The organism is Paenibacillus sp. SYP-B3998 (assembly GCF_010820665.1).
Classification (GTDB): Bacteria; Bacillota; Bacilli; order Paenibacillales; family NBRC-103111; genus Paenibacillus_E.
This window is the reverse complement of sequence record NZ_JAAIKC010000017.1, coordinates 1-19,007: the sequence shown is the minus strand read 5'-3', so window position 1 is coordinate 19,007 and position 19,007 is coordinate 1. Positions and strand designations below refer to the sequence as shown.

The 19,007-nt window shown below is 41.3% G+C and carries 13 protein-coding genes; 11 read left to right on the top strand and 2 right to left on the bottom strand.

Going from position 1 to position 19,007, the window contains the following annotated elements; translation table 11 throughout:
* Positions 1-182 precede the first annotated feature (182 nt).
* From GK047_RS25900 to GK047_RS25890, 3 genes are all read left to right on the top strand, one after another.
* Complete coding sequence (locus tag GK047_RS25900) at positions 183-1,967, top strand: ABC transporter ATP-binding protein (protein ID WP_163953190.1); 1,785 nt, start codon at positions 183-185, stop codon at positions 1,965-1,967.
* Positions 1,964-3,676, top strand: coding sequence for an ABC transporter ATP-binding protein (locus tag GK047_RS25895; protein WP_163953187.1), 1,713 nt, complete (start codon positions 1,964-1,966; stop codon positions 3,674-3,676). The genes GK047_RS25900 and GK047_RS25895 overlap by 4 nt, the downstream gene beginning before the upstream one ends.
* A 276-nt stretch (positions 3,677-3,952) precedes the next feature.
* Entirely contained in the window at positions 3,953-7,141 is a 3,189-nt protein-coding gene (locus GK047_RS25890) for a DUF3427 domain-containing protein (RefSeq protein ID WP_163953186.1), read from the top strand.
* A gap of 2 nt (positions 7,142-7,143) precedes the next feature.
* Here the strand turns inward: GK047_RS25890 and mutT are convergent, their stop codons facing one another.
* Positions 7,144-7,533, bottom strand: a complete 390-nt coding sequence (gene mutT / locus GK047_RS25885) for an 8-oxo-dGTP diphosphatase MutT (RefSeq protein ID WP_163953184.1) — start codon at positions 7,531-7,533, stop codon at positions 7,144-7,146.
* A gap of 119 nt (positions 7,534-7,652) precedes the next feature.
* Entirely contained in the window at positions 7,653-7,874 is a 222-nt protein-coding gene (locus GK047_RS25880) for a helix-turn-helix domain-containing protein (RefSeq protein ID WP_163953182.1), read from the bottom strand.
* A gap of 73 nt (positions 7,875-7,947) precedes the next feature.
* On the opposite strand from GK047_RS25880, the gene GK047_RS25875 reads away from it, so the two are divergent.
* From GK047_RS25875 to GK047_RS25840, 8 genes are all read left to right on the top strand, one after another.
* The gene (locus tag GK047_RS25875; RefSeq protein WP_205516989.1) at positions 7,948-8,259 is read left to right on the top strand and encodes a hypothetical protein; all 312 of its coding nucleotides are present in this window, start codon (positions 7,948-7,950) and stop codon (positions 8,257-8,259) included.
* Positions 8,260-8,421: 162 nt separating this feature from the next.
* Positions 8,422-9,147 carry an AAA family ATPase gene (locus tag GK047_RS25870; protein WP_163953180.1) on the top strand — a complete coding sequence of 242 codons (726 nt, stop codon included), beginning with the start codon at positions 8,422-8,424 and terminating at the stop codon, positions 9,145-9,147.
* Positions 9,148-9,233: 86 nt separating this feature from the next.
* Positions 9,234-9,686 carry a hypothetical protein gene (locus GK047_RS25865; protein ID WP_163953178.1) on the top strand — a complete coding sequence of 151 codons (453 nt, stop codon included), beginning with the start codon at positions 9,234-9,236 and terminating at the stop codon, positions 9,684-9,686.
* A gap of 346 nt (positions 9,687-10,032) precedes the next feature.
* Complete coding sequence (locus GK047_RS25860; RefSeq protein WP_163953176.1) at positions 10,033-11,298, top strand: class I SAM-dependent methyltransferase; 1,266 nt, start codon at positions 10,033-10,035, stop codon at positions 11,296-11,298.
* Positions 11,299-11,301: 3 nt separating this feature from the next.
* On the top strand, positions 11,302-13,887 hold the full coding sequence (locus tag GK047_RS25855; RefSeq protein ID WP_163953174.1) for a metallophosphoesterase: 2,586 nt from the start codon (positions 11,302-11,304) through the stop codon (positions 13,885-13,887).
* A gap of 250 nt (positions 13,888-14,137) precedes the next feature.
* Positions 14,138-16,159, top strand: coding sequence for a methyl-accepting chemotaxis protein (locus GK047_RS25850; RefSeq protein ID WP_163953172.1), 2,022 nt, complete (start codon positions 14,138-14,140; stop codon positions 16,157-16,159).
* A gap of 25 nt (positions 16,160-16,184) precedes the next feature.
* A complete protein-coding gene (locus GK047_RS25845; RefSeq protein ID WP_163953169.1) occupies positions 16,185-18,095 on the top strand; it encodes a leucine-rich repeat domain-containing protein in 1,911 nt (636 codons plus the stop codon).
* A gap of 216 nt (positions 18,096-18,311) precedes the next feature.
* Complete coding sequence (locus GK047_RS25840; protein WP_205516988.1) at positions 18,312-18,641, top strand: low molecular weight protein tyrosine phosphatase family protein; 330 nt, start codon at positions 18,312-18,314, stop codon at positions 18,639-18,641.
* The last annotated feature ends 366 nt before the right edge of the window (positions 18,642-19,007 follow it).

Sequence of the window (19,007 nt, the reverse complement as noted above, 5' to 3'; positions counted from 1 at the left end):
AGGTAGCTCTGTGATACCTGCTTTTTCTTTTATGGTATCCGGCGCGTCTTACCGAAGCCACTCCATCGACGAAAGCATACAAAATTTTAAAATCAACGCTATCCAATTCAACATTTAATATGCTACCCTTATTGGACAATATTGTTAATTTCTAGCGGAATCATTCAGAAAGGTTGTGTAAGATGCAAGCAGGTATTACCAAGGCAAGGAGTTCGTATTCAGAAGGGAATAAGAGCGCATCCTTCTTCACGGTTTATCGGTGGTGCCTTGCTTATCTGAAACCGTACTACGGTCAGGTTATTTTATTCCTTTGCTTAGGTTTGATCCAGGCATTCGCGCAAATTGCCTTCCCCAAGGGGATTCAATTTCTAATCGATGACATCCTTCCGCATAAGGATATTCGTAGGTTCGCATGGGTTATTGGCGGACTAACCTTGCCCGTTCTATTTCTCATAATCGCCAATGCTTTGCAGCAATCGATTGGTGTGCGCTTTCAAGAGAAAGCGGCTTTTGATATGCAGCTATCGGTGTTTCGGAAAATGAGGGAGCTTGGATTTTCTTATTACGAGAAGCATCCAGTCGGTGAGACACTATCCTTGTTCCAATCTGAGATTCCAGCTATTCAGGAGATACACCGCAGGTATTTTCCGAGCATTATTAGAGTTTCCATTTTGCTTATAATCTCACTCTTTTTTCTTATATCTATTAGTCCGAAATTATCTTTAATTTTTATTCCTAGCTTCCTTGTTTATATGGTCGGAGGCCCCTATTTTGAGAAAAAGTCAGCATTATCGGGCGAGCTAACTTCTAATCGTTTCCGTGAGTTGAACAGAAAGCAATATGATAGCTTGTCTGCCTTGTTAGAGCTTCGAACACTCGGTAGGGAATCTTGGGATTTAAAGCGATTGATCCAATCCGCGAAGGCGGCGAGCAATGCCTTATTCCTGCATTTTATCCATATCAACTTAAGAGGTGGGTTACGTAGAATTGCGGTTTATCTTGGAGGAACCCTGCTGTTTATATACGGATTTTATTTAATTCGGGAAGGACAGCTATCGCTTGGGGAATTCGTTGGCTTCACGTTGCTGTTTTTTCGCGTTATTTTCGATCTGACGATCTTATTAACCAATTTGACGGAACAAAAAGTGTTGATGATTAGGGCCCAGAACCTATATCGCTTTATGATCAGCCCGCCAGATGTGCAAGAAGCAGTGAACCCGGTGCGGCTTGCACAAGTGAAGGGGCAATTGGAATTCGATGGCGTCGATTTCTGTTATTTGGCTGGCACGCCTTTGCTACAGGGATTCGAGCTGAACATTCACGCGGGGGAAAAGATAGCTTTGGTAGGAACTAGCGGTGGAGGGAAGTCGACGATAGCAAAGCTAATTGGGCGGTTTTATGATCCAAATGGCGGGGAAATCCGGCTTGACGGTGTCCCGATTCGAAATCTTTCTTTAGAACAGCTGCGTCAGTCGGTCGGGTATGTCTTTCAAGAGACGTATCTCTTCGGTATGAATATTCGCGATAATATCCGTTTCGGCAATCCAACATCTACGGACGAAGAAATAGAGGCAGCAGCGAAGGCGGCATATGCGCACGATTTCATTATGGAGCTTCCTAACGGATACGAGACACAGGTCGGAGAGCGTGGAACGAAATTATCTGGTGGGCAAAAGCAGCGAATCGCTATAGCCCGAATGCTCATTAAGAATCCCGTTATCGTAGTTCTTGACGAGGCAACCTCAGCGCTCGATTCCGTCAGTGAGACAGAAGTCATTCGGGCACTTCGTGAGTTGACTGCGGGTAGAACGACAATTGCCATTGCCCATCGGTTGTCCACGATTGTGGATTATGATCGTATCGTTTACATGGAGGATGGGCAAGCAACCGAAATTGGCACATACACCGAATTGATGGCGAAGCGAGATAGATTCTATGCACTTGTCGAAGGGAGAGGCGAAGAATGAGGGATTTACGCTGGTTTTTTGCTTTTCTCAAGCAAGTAAAAGGGTTATATGCAATCAGTATGTTGCTTTTAGTCGTCTCGGTCGTCGCTTACATCCTGATTACAGCTGTGCAGCGAACAATGATCGATACTGTATTTCAGCAAGGACAGTATGATCGGTTCAAAGAAGTATTAGTCTTGTTTATCGCAAGCGCTATTGTCTATGTGGGCTCTTGGGTTGCTAAGGACATGTTCTTCGAACGAACCTCTACGAAGCTAAGCATTCTGATGCGCGAGAGCTTCATGCGAAAGCTGCACCGTATGCCGACCGCAACGTTCCAAAATGAAAGGATCGGCAGCATTTCTTCGAGAATGGAGCAGTTCCTTCGTTCGAGGGATTTTTTTACAAATCATCTCCCTTACGGGATTGAAAATGGATTAAATATGTTCATTCTTATGGTGATCGTCGGAAGCGCGAATGTTTGGTTGCTAGTGAGCATTTCCCTGCTCAGCCTATTCTATATTTGGCTCAGTAAACGATATGTACCCAAGATGAGCAAGGTAGCAAAGGACATTCAGAGCTGCCATTCCGAAATTGGCACTCATATCGAAGAGGGAATCTCGTCCACCCGAGAGGTAGTAGCCTATCATCGGAATGCTTGGGAAGCAGAGAAAATCGATGCAGGGTTTCAGAACTACTTGAAGAAAATGCTGGAGCAGGCCAAGCTGAAGAACAAGCAGTCATTCTTCACCGATCCCTTTCGTTGGGGGGCCGTGCTGCTGATTCTCGGGTTCGGTGGCTACAGTGTGATACAAGGGCGGATGACCATCGGGACATTCGTTATCGTGTATCAATTTACGAATCAACTCATGGATGCTTATCAAGGCGTATACAACTTCATTATTCGTTTCGCTGAATCCAAAGCCACTGTGGAACGTGCGGGCGAATGGTTGCATGGCGATCAATTAACAGAAGGGACACGCGCGATTAGCGGAGCCATCGTTCAATTAAGCTTTTGCGACGTTCATTTCCAGTACAGTGAGGATCGCGGGATGGTATTAAAAGGTCTTACTATGGATCTACCGATAGGTCAAAAGATAGCCATTGTTGGCGCAAGTGGTGCTGGAAAATCGACTGTCGCTCAGTTACTTGCGCGGCTGTATGAGCCAGGTCAAGGTTACATCGAAGTAAACTCGATGTCGATGGACACCTACAATCGCGAGACATGGTTGTCTCGAATGTCTGTCGTATTCCAAGACCCCTACCTGCTTCCAGAAACAGTTCGAATGAACGTTACACTGGGTAGAGAAGTTCAAGAGCACGAGGTGATAGAGGCTTGCCGCATCGCACAAATCCATGACACCATTCTCATGCTGCCAGATGGGTACGAAACCGTGCTAGGGGAACGCGGCATCACATTGTCCGGCGGGCAGAGGCAGCGCCTCGCGCTTGCAAGAGCGATCTTAATCAATCCAGAGCTATTGATCTTGGACGAAGCGTCCTCCGCATTGGATTTGGAAACTGAAAGAAGGGTTATGCACGAGCTGGACGTGCTACGTCAAGGGAAAACGACGATTTTTATTGCACACCGTTTATCTACGGTAGAGAACGCAGATTTGATTGTCGTCATGGAGGACGGGCAGGTTGCCGAGATGGGTACCCATAGGGAGTTGTTGGGTGCGGGCGGTGTTTATGCGGGATTGATTCAGGTGGAGCGGGTTTTTGGTTAGTGGGGTTTTTTGGAGATTGGTTGCTGGACATTCATGGTGCTGTGAGGTGGCGACTTGTAAATTTGCCAAGCTAAGGTTTACTTGCCTCAAGGTGAGATGATCAGAGTGGCTCTGAGTGGCTAATAGAATCTGATATAGAAGGTGTAATATTTAAAATCTATAGTCTATTGAAATATAGTAAAATGGAAGAATCTAGCGAACCCCTTTTAAAAGTGCCCCTAGTGTAATGTTCATAGATAAAGTTAGCTAGTATTTTTGTATCCTAGGAGGAACAACATGAGCGAACATAAGGGAGTTTTCGAAGAAATTTTACATAAGAATAAAGAGTATCCTGCCAATCAAATTACGTATAATTTACTTCCTCAGAACCATAACCATGCATTAATTCAGCAAGTTATGAAAGATATAAGTAAAACGTTTAAGCAACTTGCTGATCAGAACCAGCAGGCACAGATATTAGAACTCACTCATCAATTGAGAGCCATGATTCCGAATCTACCTTCATACGAATTGGACATGCCGTTGAAGGCGATTCACTATAGAAATGATGATCATACCTTACCGATGTATCCTGAATTATTTCTGTCGCATCCGCTGTTACTTACGAATTCAGTGTCAGATCCCATGCATTTGTTGAAAGCTCTAAAGTATGAGCTCTTAACTGCGGATAATGCTTATTTCATGGTTAGTTTTGTTCGCTGGTCGGGTTTACAACTTTTAATTAGAGCACTGGATGATCTAAGGATTGAAGATCCAACAAAGAAAGTGAAAATTTTAACATCGACTTATCTGAAAATTACTGAACCAAAAGCACTTCGTCGGCTATTAGAACTGCCTAATGTTGAAACTAAGGTATTTGACTCTGGGCGCGTTTCTTTTCATACAAAGGCGTATATGTTTGAGAGAAAGTCTAGCTTGAATACAGTTATAATTGGCTCGTCTAATCTCAGTTTCTCTGCCTTGAAGACAGGTCATGAATGGAATGTTAAGTTACCAGGGGATACTTATTACTCTATATACGAAAATGCAAAGAAGACCTTCGATATGTATTGGGCGGATATTAAGGCTAAACAGCTCAATGTGGAATTGATCGATGCCTATGAGAAAGAATATAACAATAAGAAAATCATGCTTGTAAATCCTTATTTAGCGGCACACCATGTAGATATGGCGGACAGCTTTAATGACTTGACCGATAATGCTCAAGAAATTACGCCTAACATCATGCAACAGGCAGCTCTTGATGCCTTAGAACAAACGAGATTAAATGGTCATAATAAAGGTGTAGTTATTGCAGCTACAGGAACAGGGAAAACTTATTTGTCAGCATTTGATGTGAGGAAGTTTGGAGCGAAGAAAGTCTTATTTCTAGCACATAGAGATGAGATTTTGGAAAGCTCAAAAAAGACCTTCTCAAAGGTTCTTAACAATGCTGAATTATGTGGTAAGTTAACCGGAGCTGAAAAAGAGTGGGATAAACCATATCTATTTAGTACGGTGCAAACTTTATCGCGAGATGATGTTTTAAATAGATTCAATGAGGATTATTTCGACTATATTGTGGTGGATGAGTTTCATCATGCGGAAGCAACAACCTATAAAAAAGTTATTAACCATTTCAATCCCAAGTTTTTATTGGGCTTAACGGCTACGCCTGATCGAATGGATGGCCGAGATGTTCTAACACTGTGTGATAATAATGTCGTTTATGAAATTCGCTTAAGAGATGCATTAAGGGAGGGGCTTCTGACTCCATTCCGTTATTTTGGTTTAAGTGATTCGACCATTGATTATAATCAAATAGAGCTACAAAGTAATGGTCAGTTTGTAGAAAAAGAGCTAGTAAGGGCACTAAACAACAACGAGCGGGTAGACTACATTATTAGTATGATTAATAAGTTTGGGTATGACGGAAGGATGATGATGGGTTTAGGTTTTTGTGCTTCAATTGAACACGCTCGATATATGTGTGAGGAATTTAATGCGCGAGGGTATAGTTCGGCCTATTTAACAGGAAAGGATTCCCCTGAAGAAAGGCAGAAAGTAATTGCTAGACTTGAAGATGAAAGCAATCCGTTACAGATTGTTTTTACTGTTAATATTTTCAATGAAGGTGTAGATATCCCTAAAGTTAATTTGATTCTATTTCTAAGGCCTACGGAATCAGCAACGATATTTATTCAACAGCTTGGTCGAGGACTGCGGAAAGTAGCAGGTAAAGAGTATGTGACTATATTGGATTTTATCGGAAATTACCAAAAATCATTTATTGTTCCATTAGCATTGTCCGATCAGCATAACCATAAAGCATTTGATCGTGATTCTTTACGAATTGCAATTGAGACTGAATTTGCTGATTTACCAGATGGTTGCTTTGTAGATCTGGAAGAAGTCTCACGAAAGGAAATTTTGAAGAAAATTGAGAATATCCGAATGGATCGAGATCTTCTTCTCATGGACCTTTATAATCAATTTAAAAGAGAATTAGGGTACTCACCTGAATTAAACGATTTTTTATATTTTGATGGGGCTCCTAGTGTACATTTTTTCATCAAGAAATATGGATCATGGGTAGAAACGAAAAAGAAAATGCAAGACTTAAATAGCTTTGATAAACAATTGCTAGAAAACAAACAAATGTTAGAAGTAATACGAAGAATTGAAAACATGTTACCTCTTAAATGGCCGTACGGATTTTCGGTTTTAGCTAAATTAATTGAAAAAGGAATAATAACTCGAGAAGATGTAATTAGTGATTTAAGCTACAGGTTTGCTCTACCAATAGCTGAAGATGTTCATGGGAGTAAGATTGATAAGGCAATGGAGAAGCTATCTATTCATCTACCAAAGCAGAATTGGTCATTCGGTAAGCTAGAGAACGGCAAATTTATCTCATCCGATACGATTAAGCAAATAAATGAGGATGGTCAGTTACTAAGTTATATAACAGAACGTATTGAATACGGATTGGCGGAATTCCGAAGATTTTATAGACCTGATGTGTTCTTTGAGAGCCAAAAGAACGTAGTGAAATACCAGAATTATACAAGAAATGATCTGATTTATTTGTTTGAATCACCAGCCAAAGAAGGCACTTGGCGCGAAGGAGTTAGTCGAGTAGGGGATCATTATTTGTTGTTTATTAATTTAAACAAGGGAGGAACTGTTGCTGATCACTTACAGTATCATGACTATTTTGTAGATCAGCAACATTTCCATTGGCAAAGTCAAAATCCCACTTCCCACGACTCCGAGCGTGGACAAGAATTTATACACCATGTGGTTAAAGGTAGACATATTCATCTCTTTGTACGAAAGTTTGAGAAGATGCATAATGTTGCCTTGCCGTTCACTTATTTAGGTGAAGCCGATTATGTAAATAGCCATGGAGATAAGCCAATGAATATTAACTGGAGATTACATCAACCGATTCCTGATGCGCTCTACACAGATTTTATTCGCTAGTATTAATTTCTACGGAGTACTTCTAAAGTTGGAAGATCAGCGGGTGCCCATTCAAGCTCATTGAGTCTATCAAGAGGTAACCATAGTAGCTTTTCATGCTCATTTGGAGTAGGAGATCCTTCAATAATTTTAGCTTTATAGGTAATTAATCTGACAATAACTGTTGGGTATTCATGAGTTGCATCGGCAACAAGTTCACCGACTTGAACTGTACAGTTCAGTTCTTCCTTAATTTCGCGAGCTAGGCTCTGCTCAGGAGTTTCATTATTCTCGATTTTACCGCCGGGAAATTCCCAATACCCTGCTAAAGACATATTTTGAGAGCGAAGTGCACATAGCACTTCGTTTTTTTCATTAAAAATAACAGCTCCAACAACATCGACTTTTTTCATTGTTCTCTCCTACTTATTTAAAATTTATGCTTAGTATAACCGAAATCACGTAACGCACAAAATTTGAAGCGAGCCTAAACTAATATTGATTAGACAGTGGTGTATTTTTGATGGAATTCTCACTCATCATCCTCAACCAAATCAATAATTTCTCGTATATCCTCAATATTCAAAGCTTCAGCAATTCTTACAATATGACTGAAATTCACATTTTCTCGTTTACCATTAGATAATTCACTCAAAGCAGCATGTCTAACATCAGATAATCTAGATAACTCACGCAAGGATATCTTGTGATGTTTAGTCAGCTCGGAAATTTTAACGACAATTTTTTTGGTCATATCAGATCACCTACAAGTAATCATATTTAGTTGTTGACTATACGCAATAACGTACCATATAATACTATTATGGTTGGTACGTAAAAGCGTAATATGTAAGGAGGCGATTAGCATTCAAGACATCCTTAGAAAATACGACGAAGCAATTCAAGAAGAAAACATTTTGCACCAAAAAATCAGCGTTTGCACAGATTTTATAAACGTTATTCTAGATTATATCTCCAATAAAGCAGATTCTATTCACATGCTGACTGCTGAGGACATCGTTACCGCGGTACATACGATAGGCCAGGATCTGGATACAGAATTGCTTCATCTGAGGCTGGAGAAGGGTATTTTAGAAAATAAGATAAAAGGGTTAAAGTCACGTGATGAAGGTGAATAGAAATCTCCAAACACTTGCTGTTAAATATCAAATAGCAGGTGTTTTTTCATAGTTAATTGCCTAAAATATGGTATGATCTGGTAATGAACTGCCTATCTTCGAGGTAAATACAAGACAAAATCACCAGATGCATTTCTGATACCTTTTGAAAGGGAGAAACCGATGTCTCTAAAAAGTGTGACAATATTAAAGGAGAGAATGGTCAATTTTCAGGGGTATCCGTTCTCACTTCCATTAATAAAAGGAATGGATTCCATAGATGTTTCAAGTAATGTTACGTTTTTCGTGGGTGAAAATGGTTCAGGGAAATCGACATTACTTGAGGCAATAGCCTATCAGTGTGGGTTTAATACAGCCGGTGGGGGAAGGAACAATACGTATCACGTAGGATCCGCCGAGGCCGCTTTAGGAAATTACGTGAGATTATCATGGTTACCAAAGATAACAAACGGTTTTTTTATGAGGGCAGAATCATTCTATGAGTTTGCAACACATATCGATCAGATAGGTGGATTCGAATCATATGGTGGTCGATCCCTCCATAGTCAATCTCATGGGGAGTCATTTCTTAGTCTATTCAAACATAGGTTTAGAGACAAAGGGATTTATTTACTAGACGAGCCGGAAGCAGCGCTATCACCAGCAAGACAACTTTCATTACTCCAGATTATCAAGGATCTATCAGATTCTTCACAGTTCATTATTGCTACGCATTCGCCTATTCTAATGGGATATCCCGATGCTCAGATCATTAATTTTGATAGCTATCCAATATCTCAAATTGCGTATGAAGACACTGCTCATTACCAAATTACCCGAAGATTTTTAGAGAATCGAAAGACTATGCTTAGGCATTTATTTCAGGATGCTGATGATGAGAAAAACTAGCCCGTATCCATAGGAAGTTTTTCACCCATTTTAGTTACAGTCTTGTCCAAAATATCCCGAATGTCTTTGTTAGTACCGGGGGGAATATGAAAAGAACTCTCACAATACTGCTGATACTACTTAGCTTAGCTGCTGCTATATTTGGTCTGTATCTTTACAATCAAAATCCAAACGCACCAAAACATGCTGCCGCAAGGGATACTTTGATTAAATTCTACGATTTATATGTCACAAGTGCTGAGCGCACGGGTGAATTCTTTCCAGATGGTAATCCACAATTGGTCATACACTATCGTTTTTGGTACGGGGACATACAAAGTTATCGCATTGTGAAGATTAGGGATATCGACCATCCTAAACAGAAGTCGATATCTGACGTTCCTGTAAAAGGCAAACAGAAAGAAGCTTTGGTAGAGGTTATGGTCAAAGGAAAATCTAGTCCTTACATGGATACAGTCACATTAGAATTAATAGAAGGAAAATGGCTTATTGTTGATTATTGGAGTACAAGTCAAGAAGATGGGCCCAAGATGCCTTAACAAATTTAATGTAGAGAAAAGATCAGATACGTATAGAGGAATTTGGCAACCCCCATTGACAACAAATGGATACCAAGTTAATATCTTGGTAACAATACGATAACGAAAGGAGTTCGGTGAAGATGAATGTAGTACAGTTATTCCATTTCAATCATAATGAACATAGTAGCTTCAACATGGAAAGCTGTATACGATTCAAACTCTCATCGTCTCATCTGGTATCTGCTTACACGGCGTAGACTGGCAATTTCTGCTGGTTCCTCTCTGCGTTAGCCGTATGACCCGGTCATGGACTCTTGAGTCCATGGCCTTTTTTTATATTCTTATTTCCAAGGGGAAGATAACAATGGCAATTGTTCAAGTGAGATCCACGAACCCGAAGCTTTCTTTTATCATCAAAAAGAATCCAGAATCTGGCGCGATGCTCAGGTCGATCCGTAAGGGGATTGCTTATGGCTGGTACACGGATGATTCGACATTCAATGTATATTTTAAGGATGCGGATAATGAAGTTTCATACAAGCAGAATGAGCAGGATCATTTTGAATATCTTAATGTGTCCCGCTATAACACGCCTTTATTTCCATTGAATGCGATCAATGAGTTTTTCTCAGCTCCGCTTAAGGCGCAGGATGAACGGGATGTGGAAGGATACGAGCACTCTTTTTATATCAATATGATTCATGTTGAGATGGTGCGGTATGTTGAAATTTTTGGAAAGCATCTGAAAGATTTTACGTTCGAAATTAACCATAAGGCTCATAAAAGCTACTCGCTTAAGATCACGACGCGGCGAAGCCTGTACCATCTCATGCATGCTGTGAGTGTGCTGTGTTTATTCTTAGCTATGTTTGGTAATGAGTATATGGATATTACAGATAACATTTTGGATAAATATATCAAGAGCATTCATGTGATCGACGCGCCGTTTTATATTCGCAACTTGTTTGTTAGGCATTTCTTATCTTCCAAGGAACGCTTCAGGACTTACAAAGCGGAGCTAGAGAGAACGAGCCTTTACGACATCCAGTTTGCTTATGGAGGTACGGGACTTCAACGGAGGAACTATATTGCAAGTGCGCTGCCGTTCGACAAATCGATTGTGGATGTTGGCTGTGGGGAAGGGTTTTATGCGATTCCGTTCTCGGCGAAGATCGAGGGCAGTTACTATGCGATTGATATTGATGAGCAATTGTTAGCCGTCGTAAGCCGGAAAGCGAATTCGAAGGATATCGATAATATTGTCCCGTTCAGCTCTATTGATCGTTTCTTAGAAGCTTATAATGGCGAGCAGGTCGATATTATCCTAACGGAAGTTATTGAGCATATGAGTGAAGATGAGGCCAAGGGGCTGATTCGGCAAATTTGCGAGCACGTTGATTTTGACCATTTTATCATTACGACGCCGAACTCCGATTTCAATGTCTTTTATGAATTGACTGGTTATAGGCATGAGGATCACAAATGGGAAATGGGGCAGGATGCCTTTCAAATGTGGTTTATGGATGTCATTCACGGACTGAATCTCGATTATGAATTCGTAGCCATCGGCGACGGGGTCAACCAAATCCAGACGACACAAGGCGTCATACTTAAGAAAAGGGGGGCATAGGCAGTGGAGATTCAAACGAGAGTACATACGATCTTTCTCTTGATTGGAGCAACGGAGTGCGGGAAAACAACTTTTGCCAAGGAAGTTCTGATTCATGGGCTGAAGTTCAGCGATGAGGCCAAAAATTTCAGAGCAAATGTCCAATATCTCTCATCAGACAGCATTCGCGAAGAGATTCTTGGCAATGCGTATGATAAGTACGATCAAGTGATGCTCGAGGCGAGCGAGCAGGCGTTTCATCTCTTGTTCGAGAGATTGAAGATGGCGACTTCCTTTCCGATTAACGCGGAGTTCGTGGTTGTCGATACGACTGGATTAGCGGAGGATTTCCGCGCCAAGGTTCGAGAGATTGCTCAAGCTAATCATTACAATTTGGAAGTTATATTGTTCGATTATCGCAATAGAGAAGATTACTACGCTACGGATCGTTCCAAAAAGTTAATTACGAGCCACATTAATCGCTTGCGCAAAGACGTTCTGGGATCGCTCTCCCGAGAAGACTATTCCAAGATTCATAAAGTGCGCCATAAAGATTTTTATTCCGTGACTGACGGTCAAGTGAACCCTCATTACAAGGTGGTCATTGAAGATCAGCACGACTACTTGTCGACGATTCTCCCGCAAGCCGCGAGGTATATCGTCATTGGCGATATCCATGAATGTGTGGATGAACTTCAAGGTCTTTTGCTTAGCCATGGTTACAAAATGGAGGGCAATAGGCTTGTAGTTACGGATAAAGTACTCAATACGAAGATCATTTCGGTTGGCGACTGGATCGATAAGGGGAAGAAGACGAAGGAAACCGTTCAATTTTTATACGAAAATCAGGAACACTTCTTGTTCGTCATGGGGAATCATGAGAATTTTGTTTATAAGTTCATGCGTGGGGAGATCAGCGGAGTCGATGAAGAGCTGCTTCATACTTACTTCGATTCGACACAAGTACTGGAGCACGATGAGGAGTTGCTCCAGAAGTTCAATCATTTGGTGTCGCTTGCGCAACCCTTTTATCGCTTCATCGGCTTGAATAGCCCGTCCTTCTACGTGACCCATGCGCCGTGTAGAAATAAATATATAGGCAAACTCGATACGAGCTCCGTTCGTCATCAGCGGAATTTCCGCCTTGATCGTGAGGCGTCGGTAGAGGATCAGCTTGCTTTTCTCAAACTGGATGCGGTGAAAAACCATCCGTACCATGTATTTGGGCACATAGCCGCCAAAAATGCGTTCCGCATCAAAAACAAAATGCATATCGACACAGGCAGCGCACATGGGAATGCGCTCACGTCGGTTACCCTTTCAACTAAACCGTTCATGAAGTCTCAGAAGTCCAATCAAGTCATCATGACGGATGAACTTCCTGCATTGTTCCAGGAAGAGCGCATCGTATCGCTCCAAGACCTGGCTGAAGATGAAATCCGCAGATTGCAGTACATCTCTGAGAATAAGGTGAATTTCATCTCGGGGACGATGTCTCCGGCCGATAAGGATGAGGCTGCTCAAGATCTGGAGTCGTTGCAGCGCGGCTTGGACTACTTTGCGGAGCGGGGCGTTCAGCAGGTTGTTTTGCAACCGAAGTATATGGGTTCACGCTGTAATATTTACCTGAGCAAGGACATTGAACAATGCTTTGCCGTTAGTCGCAATGGCTACCAAATCAAGCAGGTTGATTTGACGGACATCTACGCGAGGCTGCTTCAGAAATTCGGTGCTTATATAGAAGAGAAGCAGATTGCGATGCTGATTCTGGACGGGGAGCTGCTGCCTTGGAAAGCGATTGGAGATGGACTTATTCAAAGGCAGTTCAAGCCAATCGAGAAAGCTTTGGAGAGCGAGTTAGATTTTCTAAAACAAAATGGCTTTGAGCAAGCTTTGGGCAAGCTAACCGAAGAGTATCAAGCGAGCGGCTTTGAGAAGGACCAGCATCACCTGTCCAAAACCGCGCTTAGCGATAAATACGGTTCTCACGTGTATCAAAATTACAAGAATGTCCATGATATTTTGGATACTTATGTGTCGTTAGAAGATCATCTCCAGGCCTATGAAACTTACAAAAAACAACTGGAGATTTATGCAGAAGACGGAGAGCTTGTATACAAGCCTTTTGCCTTGTTGAAAGTAGTTTATGAGCAGGGTGCTGAGGAGATTCCCGATTGGAAGACATCGGAGATGTACAGCTTCTTGTCGGAGGATGAATACCTCGTATTGGATCTGTCCGAACCTGATCGGTACGAGAGAGCGGAGCAGTATTTCTCCAAATTGACTGTCGATAACCATATGGAAGGCGTTGTGATTAAGCCAGAGGTCGGCAAAAGTAATGCGGTTCCTTATATGAAGGTTCGCAACAAAGATTACTTATCGATTATCTATGGTTATGATTACCGATTCCCGCATAAGTTCAAGAAGCTGATCAAGCAGAAGAACATTAAACAAAAGCTTCGTACGTCAATGAATGAGCATCTGCTAGGGAATAAAATGCTCTCTATTAAGTTCAATGAGATTACGCCGCATAATGAGGTTTTTAAGGAAGTGGCAGCGAATCTGTTGTTTGAGGTTGCTAGAGAGAAAGAGATGGATCCGCGGTTGTAGGTGATATGAGCTAACTGAGATTAGACTAATGCAAGGAACAACCATATGGCTTACGGCTACGATAAGCTAAAATGATTTTTCCTTTTATTACCAAAGGACAAACAAGGTGTAGAAAAGGCAAGTCTTCAGCAAAAAGCTGGAAGGTTTGCTTTTTTTATTTTTAACAGATTATTTTTTCAGCTAAAGATTTAGAAGAGAGTATCCGAAATAGTATAGATGCTTTATCTATTTGAAGATCTGGAGGAAGAACATGAAAGAGTCAAGAAGTCACACAACGTTTAACAGTTTCAAAAATAAGGTGCATCTAAAAAGCATAAAGATAAGGCTGCTCTTTTTTACAGGACTCCTTTTATTATTAAGCTTACTAAGCATTTCTTATCTTAGCTATTATTTCGCCTCTAATACAGTTCGGGATGGTATTGATGAGGAAGTCAAAGCGAGCGCAACGGTCATTACTCAAACGTTAGATACCCATCTGCAATCCAAGCTATCCGTCGTGAAGACACTGGCCAAAATGGCTGAGGGCAATTTCGGAAACACCGAGAAACAGTTAGATTTCATTAAGAAAGCTCAGCAGCAAAATCCGGAGCTAACGGGTATCGTGTTCTCTCATGAGCTTTCGGGGGGAAATTCAATGAATCAAAATGGGGAAATATTGGATCTTTCCACACGCGCGTATATAAAAGAGTTGAATAATGGGAAATCCATCATCTCTGACCCTGTAGCCTCTAAGGTAGATAATTCTTTATCTGTCATCCTGGGTGCCCCTATTTTAAATAACCAAAAAGTAGCGGGTAATTTTACTGCTTCTGTAGCCATAGCGGACGTTACGAAAACCGTTTCGACTGCTGAGTTCGGTAAAACGGGCTACGCAACTCTTTTGGATTCCGCGGGGAATGTGATTTACCATCGAGAAAAAGAGCGGATTATGAAGACCACAGTCAAAGACTTTAACTCACCCGAACTCACAGAGGCATTTAATAAGGCGATAAAGGGTGAACAAGGGACGTTTACTTATTCATTTAGCGGAATAGATAAATTCGGCTATTACGCGAGAACAAGCAACAATTGGGTGCTGATTCTGAGTGCTCCACTAGCTGAACTAGACGCGCCTGTTAATAACATGGCTAGCCGTATGGGTCTAATCACCATCGTTATTGTTTTCATCGGTCTGGTCCTGACCTATATACTTGCTAATCGACTAACGCGCCCCCTTGTACGTTTGAAACAATCGATCGAGCTTGTGGAAGCCGGGGATCTCAATCATGTGTTGATCGTAAGGGGCGGGGATGAAATCGCTCAAGCCGCTGTTAGCTTTAACCGAATGACGCAAACAATCAAGACGATTCTCACAGAAGTTAGCCTTTCTTCTAATCAGTTGGCTTCCTCTTCGGAACAGCTGACCGCAGGGGCGGAGCAAACTTCTAAAGTCACGGAACATATTGCAAACGCGATTCAAGTCGTTGCTGAAGGCGCAGGACGACAGGTTGACAGTGTAACAAGCGGAGCGTACACCGCTGAGGACATGTCGAATAAAGTTCGTCTTATCGTTGATAACACCAAGCAAATGTCTGAAGCCACTGGTGTGGTAACCGTTAAGGCCAAAGAGGGCGGACTTGCCGTTGAGCATGCCGTCTCGCAAATGGGTGTTATTCAGAACATGGTAGATGAATTGGCCATGGTGATCAAAACATTGGGGCAAAGATCAGATGAAATCGGGAATATCGTTGAAATCATATCCGGAATTGCTCAACAAACGAATTTACTTTCATTAAATGCTTCCATTGAAGCGGCGAGAGCAGGCGAAGCTGGAAAAGGCTTTGCGGTTGTAGCCTCCGAAATTCGCAAGCTCGCCGACCAAACCGCTTACTCAGCTGAGCAGATTGCTGCGCTAGTTTTGTCAGTCCAAGCTGACACTGGACATGCTGCAGCGACGATGAACACGGCAGTTGAGGAAGTAGAGTCTGGTAGGCAAGCCGTGAATAGAAATGGCGATTTATTCAAGGAAATCCAGCATGGAATAACAGGACTTGGCGATCTGGTAGGTCATGTATCGGGTTATGCCGAGCAGATCTCTGAGGGCGCAGAACGCATAGTGACCGCCATTCAAACCATTTCGGAAGTGGCCGAAACCAATGCCGGAGAGACACAGAACGTATCGGCTTCTGCTGAAGAGCAGCTGGCTTCGATGCAGGAAGTAACATCTTCAGCCGCGGCCCTGTCCAATATGGCAGAGGACTTGCGCAGTATGGTAGATAAATTCAAGATCTAATTTTCTTCATAGGAGGAAAGTAAAGATGCTTAGATTACCCAAATTACTAATTTACTCCATGGTTTTTTGCTTTTTATTTGCCATTCATTTCGTAGGTCAATCCGGTGTGGCGCAAGCTGATTCAACAGATATAGTAAGTATAGAGGATCCGCAGCTTGAATCCGTTTTAAGAAAGACACTCCAAATATCAAACAGACCCATTACGAGCCAGGATATGCAAGCCATCCATTCGATTGAAGAATCTAGTGCACTTGGAATCAAAAGTCTAAAGGGCTTAGAGTTTGCAATTAATCTGACGTCCTTGCACGTAATGGAGAACAAAATCGCTGACCTGTCGCCCATCGCAAATTTAACCCAATTAACCAACATTGACTTTAGTGACAATGAGATAACGGATATAAGTCCGTTAAAGGAGTTAACTAACCTTGAAGACTTGTCTTTAAGCGGTAATAAAATCAGTAACTTAGAACCCCTAACAAAGCTTAGTAAATTAAAAAAAATAGGGATCAATGAAAATGAAATTGCAGATTTGAGTCCATTACAAGGAATGAAAGACTTAATTGCACTATCTGCGTACAACAATCATATTCGAGACCTATCACCATTATCAGAGATCGCAAATTTAGAAATTCTATATCTAGGTAACAATCTTATTGTAGATATCACCTCACTTGGGAAGTTAACGAAATTAGACGTTCTTTCGCTGCCTGGGAACCAGATCGAGAATATTGGCGTTTTCAAAGATATGCCAGATCTTGCACTTGTCAGTTTTCATGGTAATCCAGTGAAAGATTTCTCAGCCTTACGGTTTCTCACTAAAGTTGAGTTCCTTAATCTCAGCCATTTCGGTCTTCAAGATCTAACTTTTCTAAATGAGATGGTTCGTTTAAAGGAATTGAAGCTTTCCAATAATCGGATTAGCGATATTTCTCCACTTTCGAAATTACCAGCTTTAAGCAAGCTTGAACTGAATGATAACGAAATTTCAGATCTTAATTTATTTTCAACTATGAAGGGTCTAACAAGCCTAAGTCTGAATCATAATCAGATTTCGGATATTACACCTCTACAGAATTTACCGAAGCTTTTTACTCTCAATCTTGATGCAAATCCCATTAAAGATTTCAGGGAAGTTGAGAAAATGAAATCTTTAAGTTCATTAACATTAAGGGATAACGGGCTGAAGGAGATTAATTTCTTGGGGAATCTCAACAGATTGGAGCATTTATCTCTTGATCACAACCAGATTACCGATTTAAGTCCTTTAAAAAGGCTAGATAAGTTGAAGAGCTTGAGTGTGTCGGAAAACAAAATAACAGACCTTCAGCCGTTAGCCAGTCTTTCAGGGTTAAATGAATTAAACCTTAGTTTCAATGATGTTAAGGATATATCTGCTCTTTATTCTCTTAAAAGGCTGAGTAACTTGTCTTTAGCCAACAATCAAATTACGAATATTGAGTCTTTAAAAGATTACTCTAGTTATTGGGAGATAGATTTGATTAATAATCCTTTGGATGAGCAAGCGCTTAAGATCATTCAAGATGCAATGAGCCGTCGACTAGTGATTAAACATGGTGCAGTCATCACCGTTAAGCTAAATGGTTATGTTCAACCCTATTATGGGGATGAACAGCCGATTCTAGACAATGGAACTGTTCTCGTGCCAATGCGCCGGATCTTTGTTGCACTAGGAGCAAGCATTTCATGGGACGGCGAAACACAAAAGATCACTGCTTTGAAAGGCCAACATAAGATTTCTTTGAAGATTGATTCCAAGGAAGCCATTCTAAATAACCAAAGTAAGCAATTGGATGCAGCGCCACGCTTAAGGAATGGTGCGACTTTAGTTCCTATTAGATTCATTAGTGAATCGCTAGGGGCAGGAGTAGAATGGGATGAGAAGCATCAAACCATTCTCATTAAAAATCAAGAGTAAAGTAGAAGCCGTCCGCTCAATTCCCTGCCAATAAGGAAAATATGAAAGCCGTAGAGATAACAGAAGATTGTACAATCCAACAAGATTAATTGATACGAAAAAGAACAGTCCCTCACAGGTCTTAAATCCAGTAAGGGATTGTTCATTTTCAGTTAATCTCGCCCCTTTATAATGACAGTCATGGATTGAATTAAAACAAAAGTGAGGATGCTTACAATGAAGATTCTTTTTGTTTGCAGCAGAAATAAGTGGAGAAGTCTAACTGCTGAGAAAATATTCGCTCATTACAATGGGTTTGAAGTTAGATCTGTGGGGACAGAAGAACAGGCAAGAATTAAAATAACAAGTGGACACGTAGGCTGGGCGGATATCATTTTTGCAATGGAGAAGAAGCATGTGAAGAGAATTAAAGAAAAGTTTCATGATGCAATCGCTGATAAAAAACTGATCTGTCTGGATATACCAGATGAGTATCCGTTCATGAATGAAGAATTGATTGAGACTTTGAAATCCAGAGTTTCGGAATATATAGAGATACCTGATTAAAAAATGGTTAAAATCAGCTTCTCAAACTTTTTTGCATTTGGAAAAATAAAACATTGCATTATAGTCGCGTGCCATGGTATATTGTTTTTCCGGCCGCAAGACAGGCTGGCGAAAGTAACTTGAGAATAACAAGTTGCAAAAGAATTGTAAGTGTGTTATAGTGAACTTCCGGCCGCGAGAGCAGGACGGGAACGAAAGAAATTGATCTTTGAAAACTGAACAACGAGTGAAAGAAGCAGGGTCGAGCAATCGACCAAAAAAGAGATGCAAATCTCGCTAGCAACGCAAATGAGCAATTAAGCTTTCAAATAGGTTTAACTATTATGGAGAGTTTGATCCTGGCTCAGGACGAACGCTGGCGGCGTG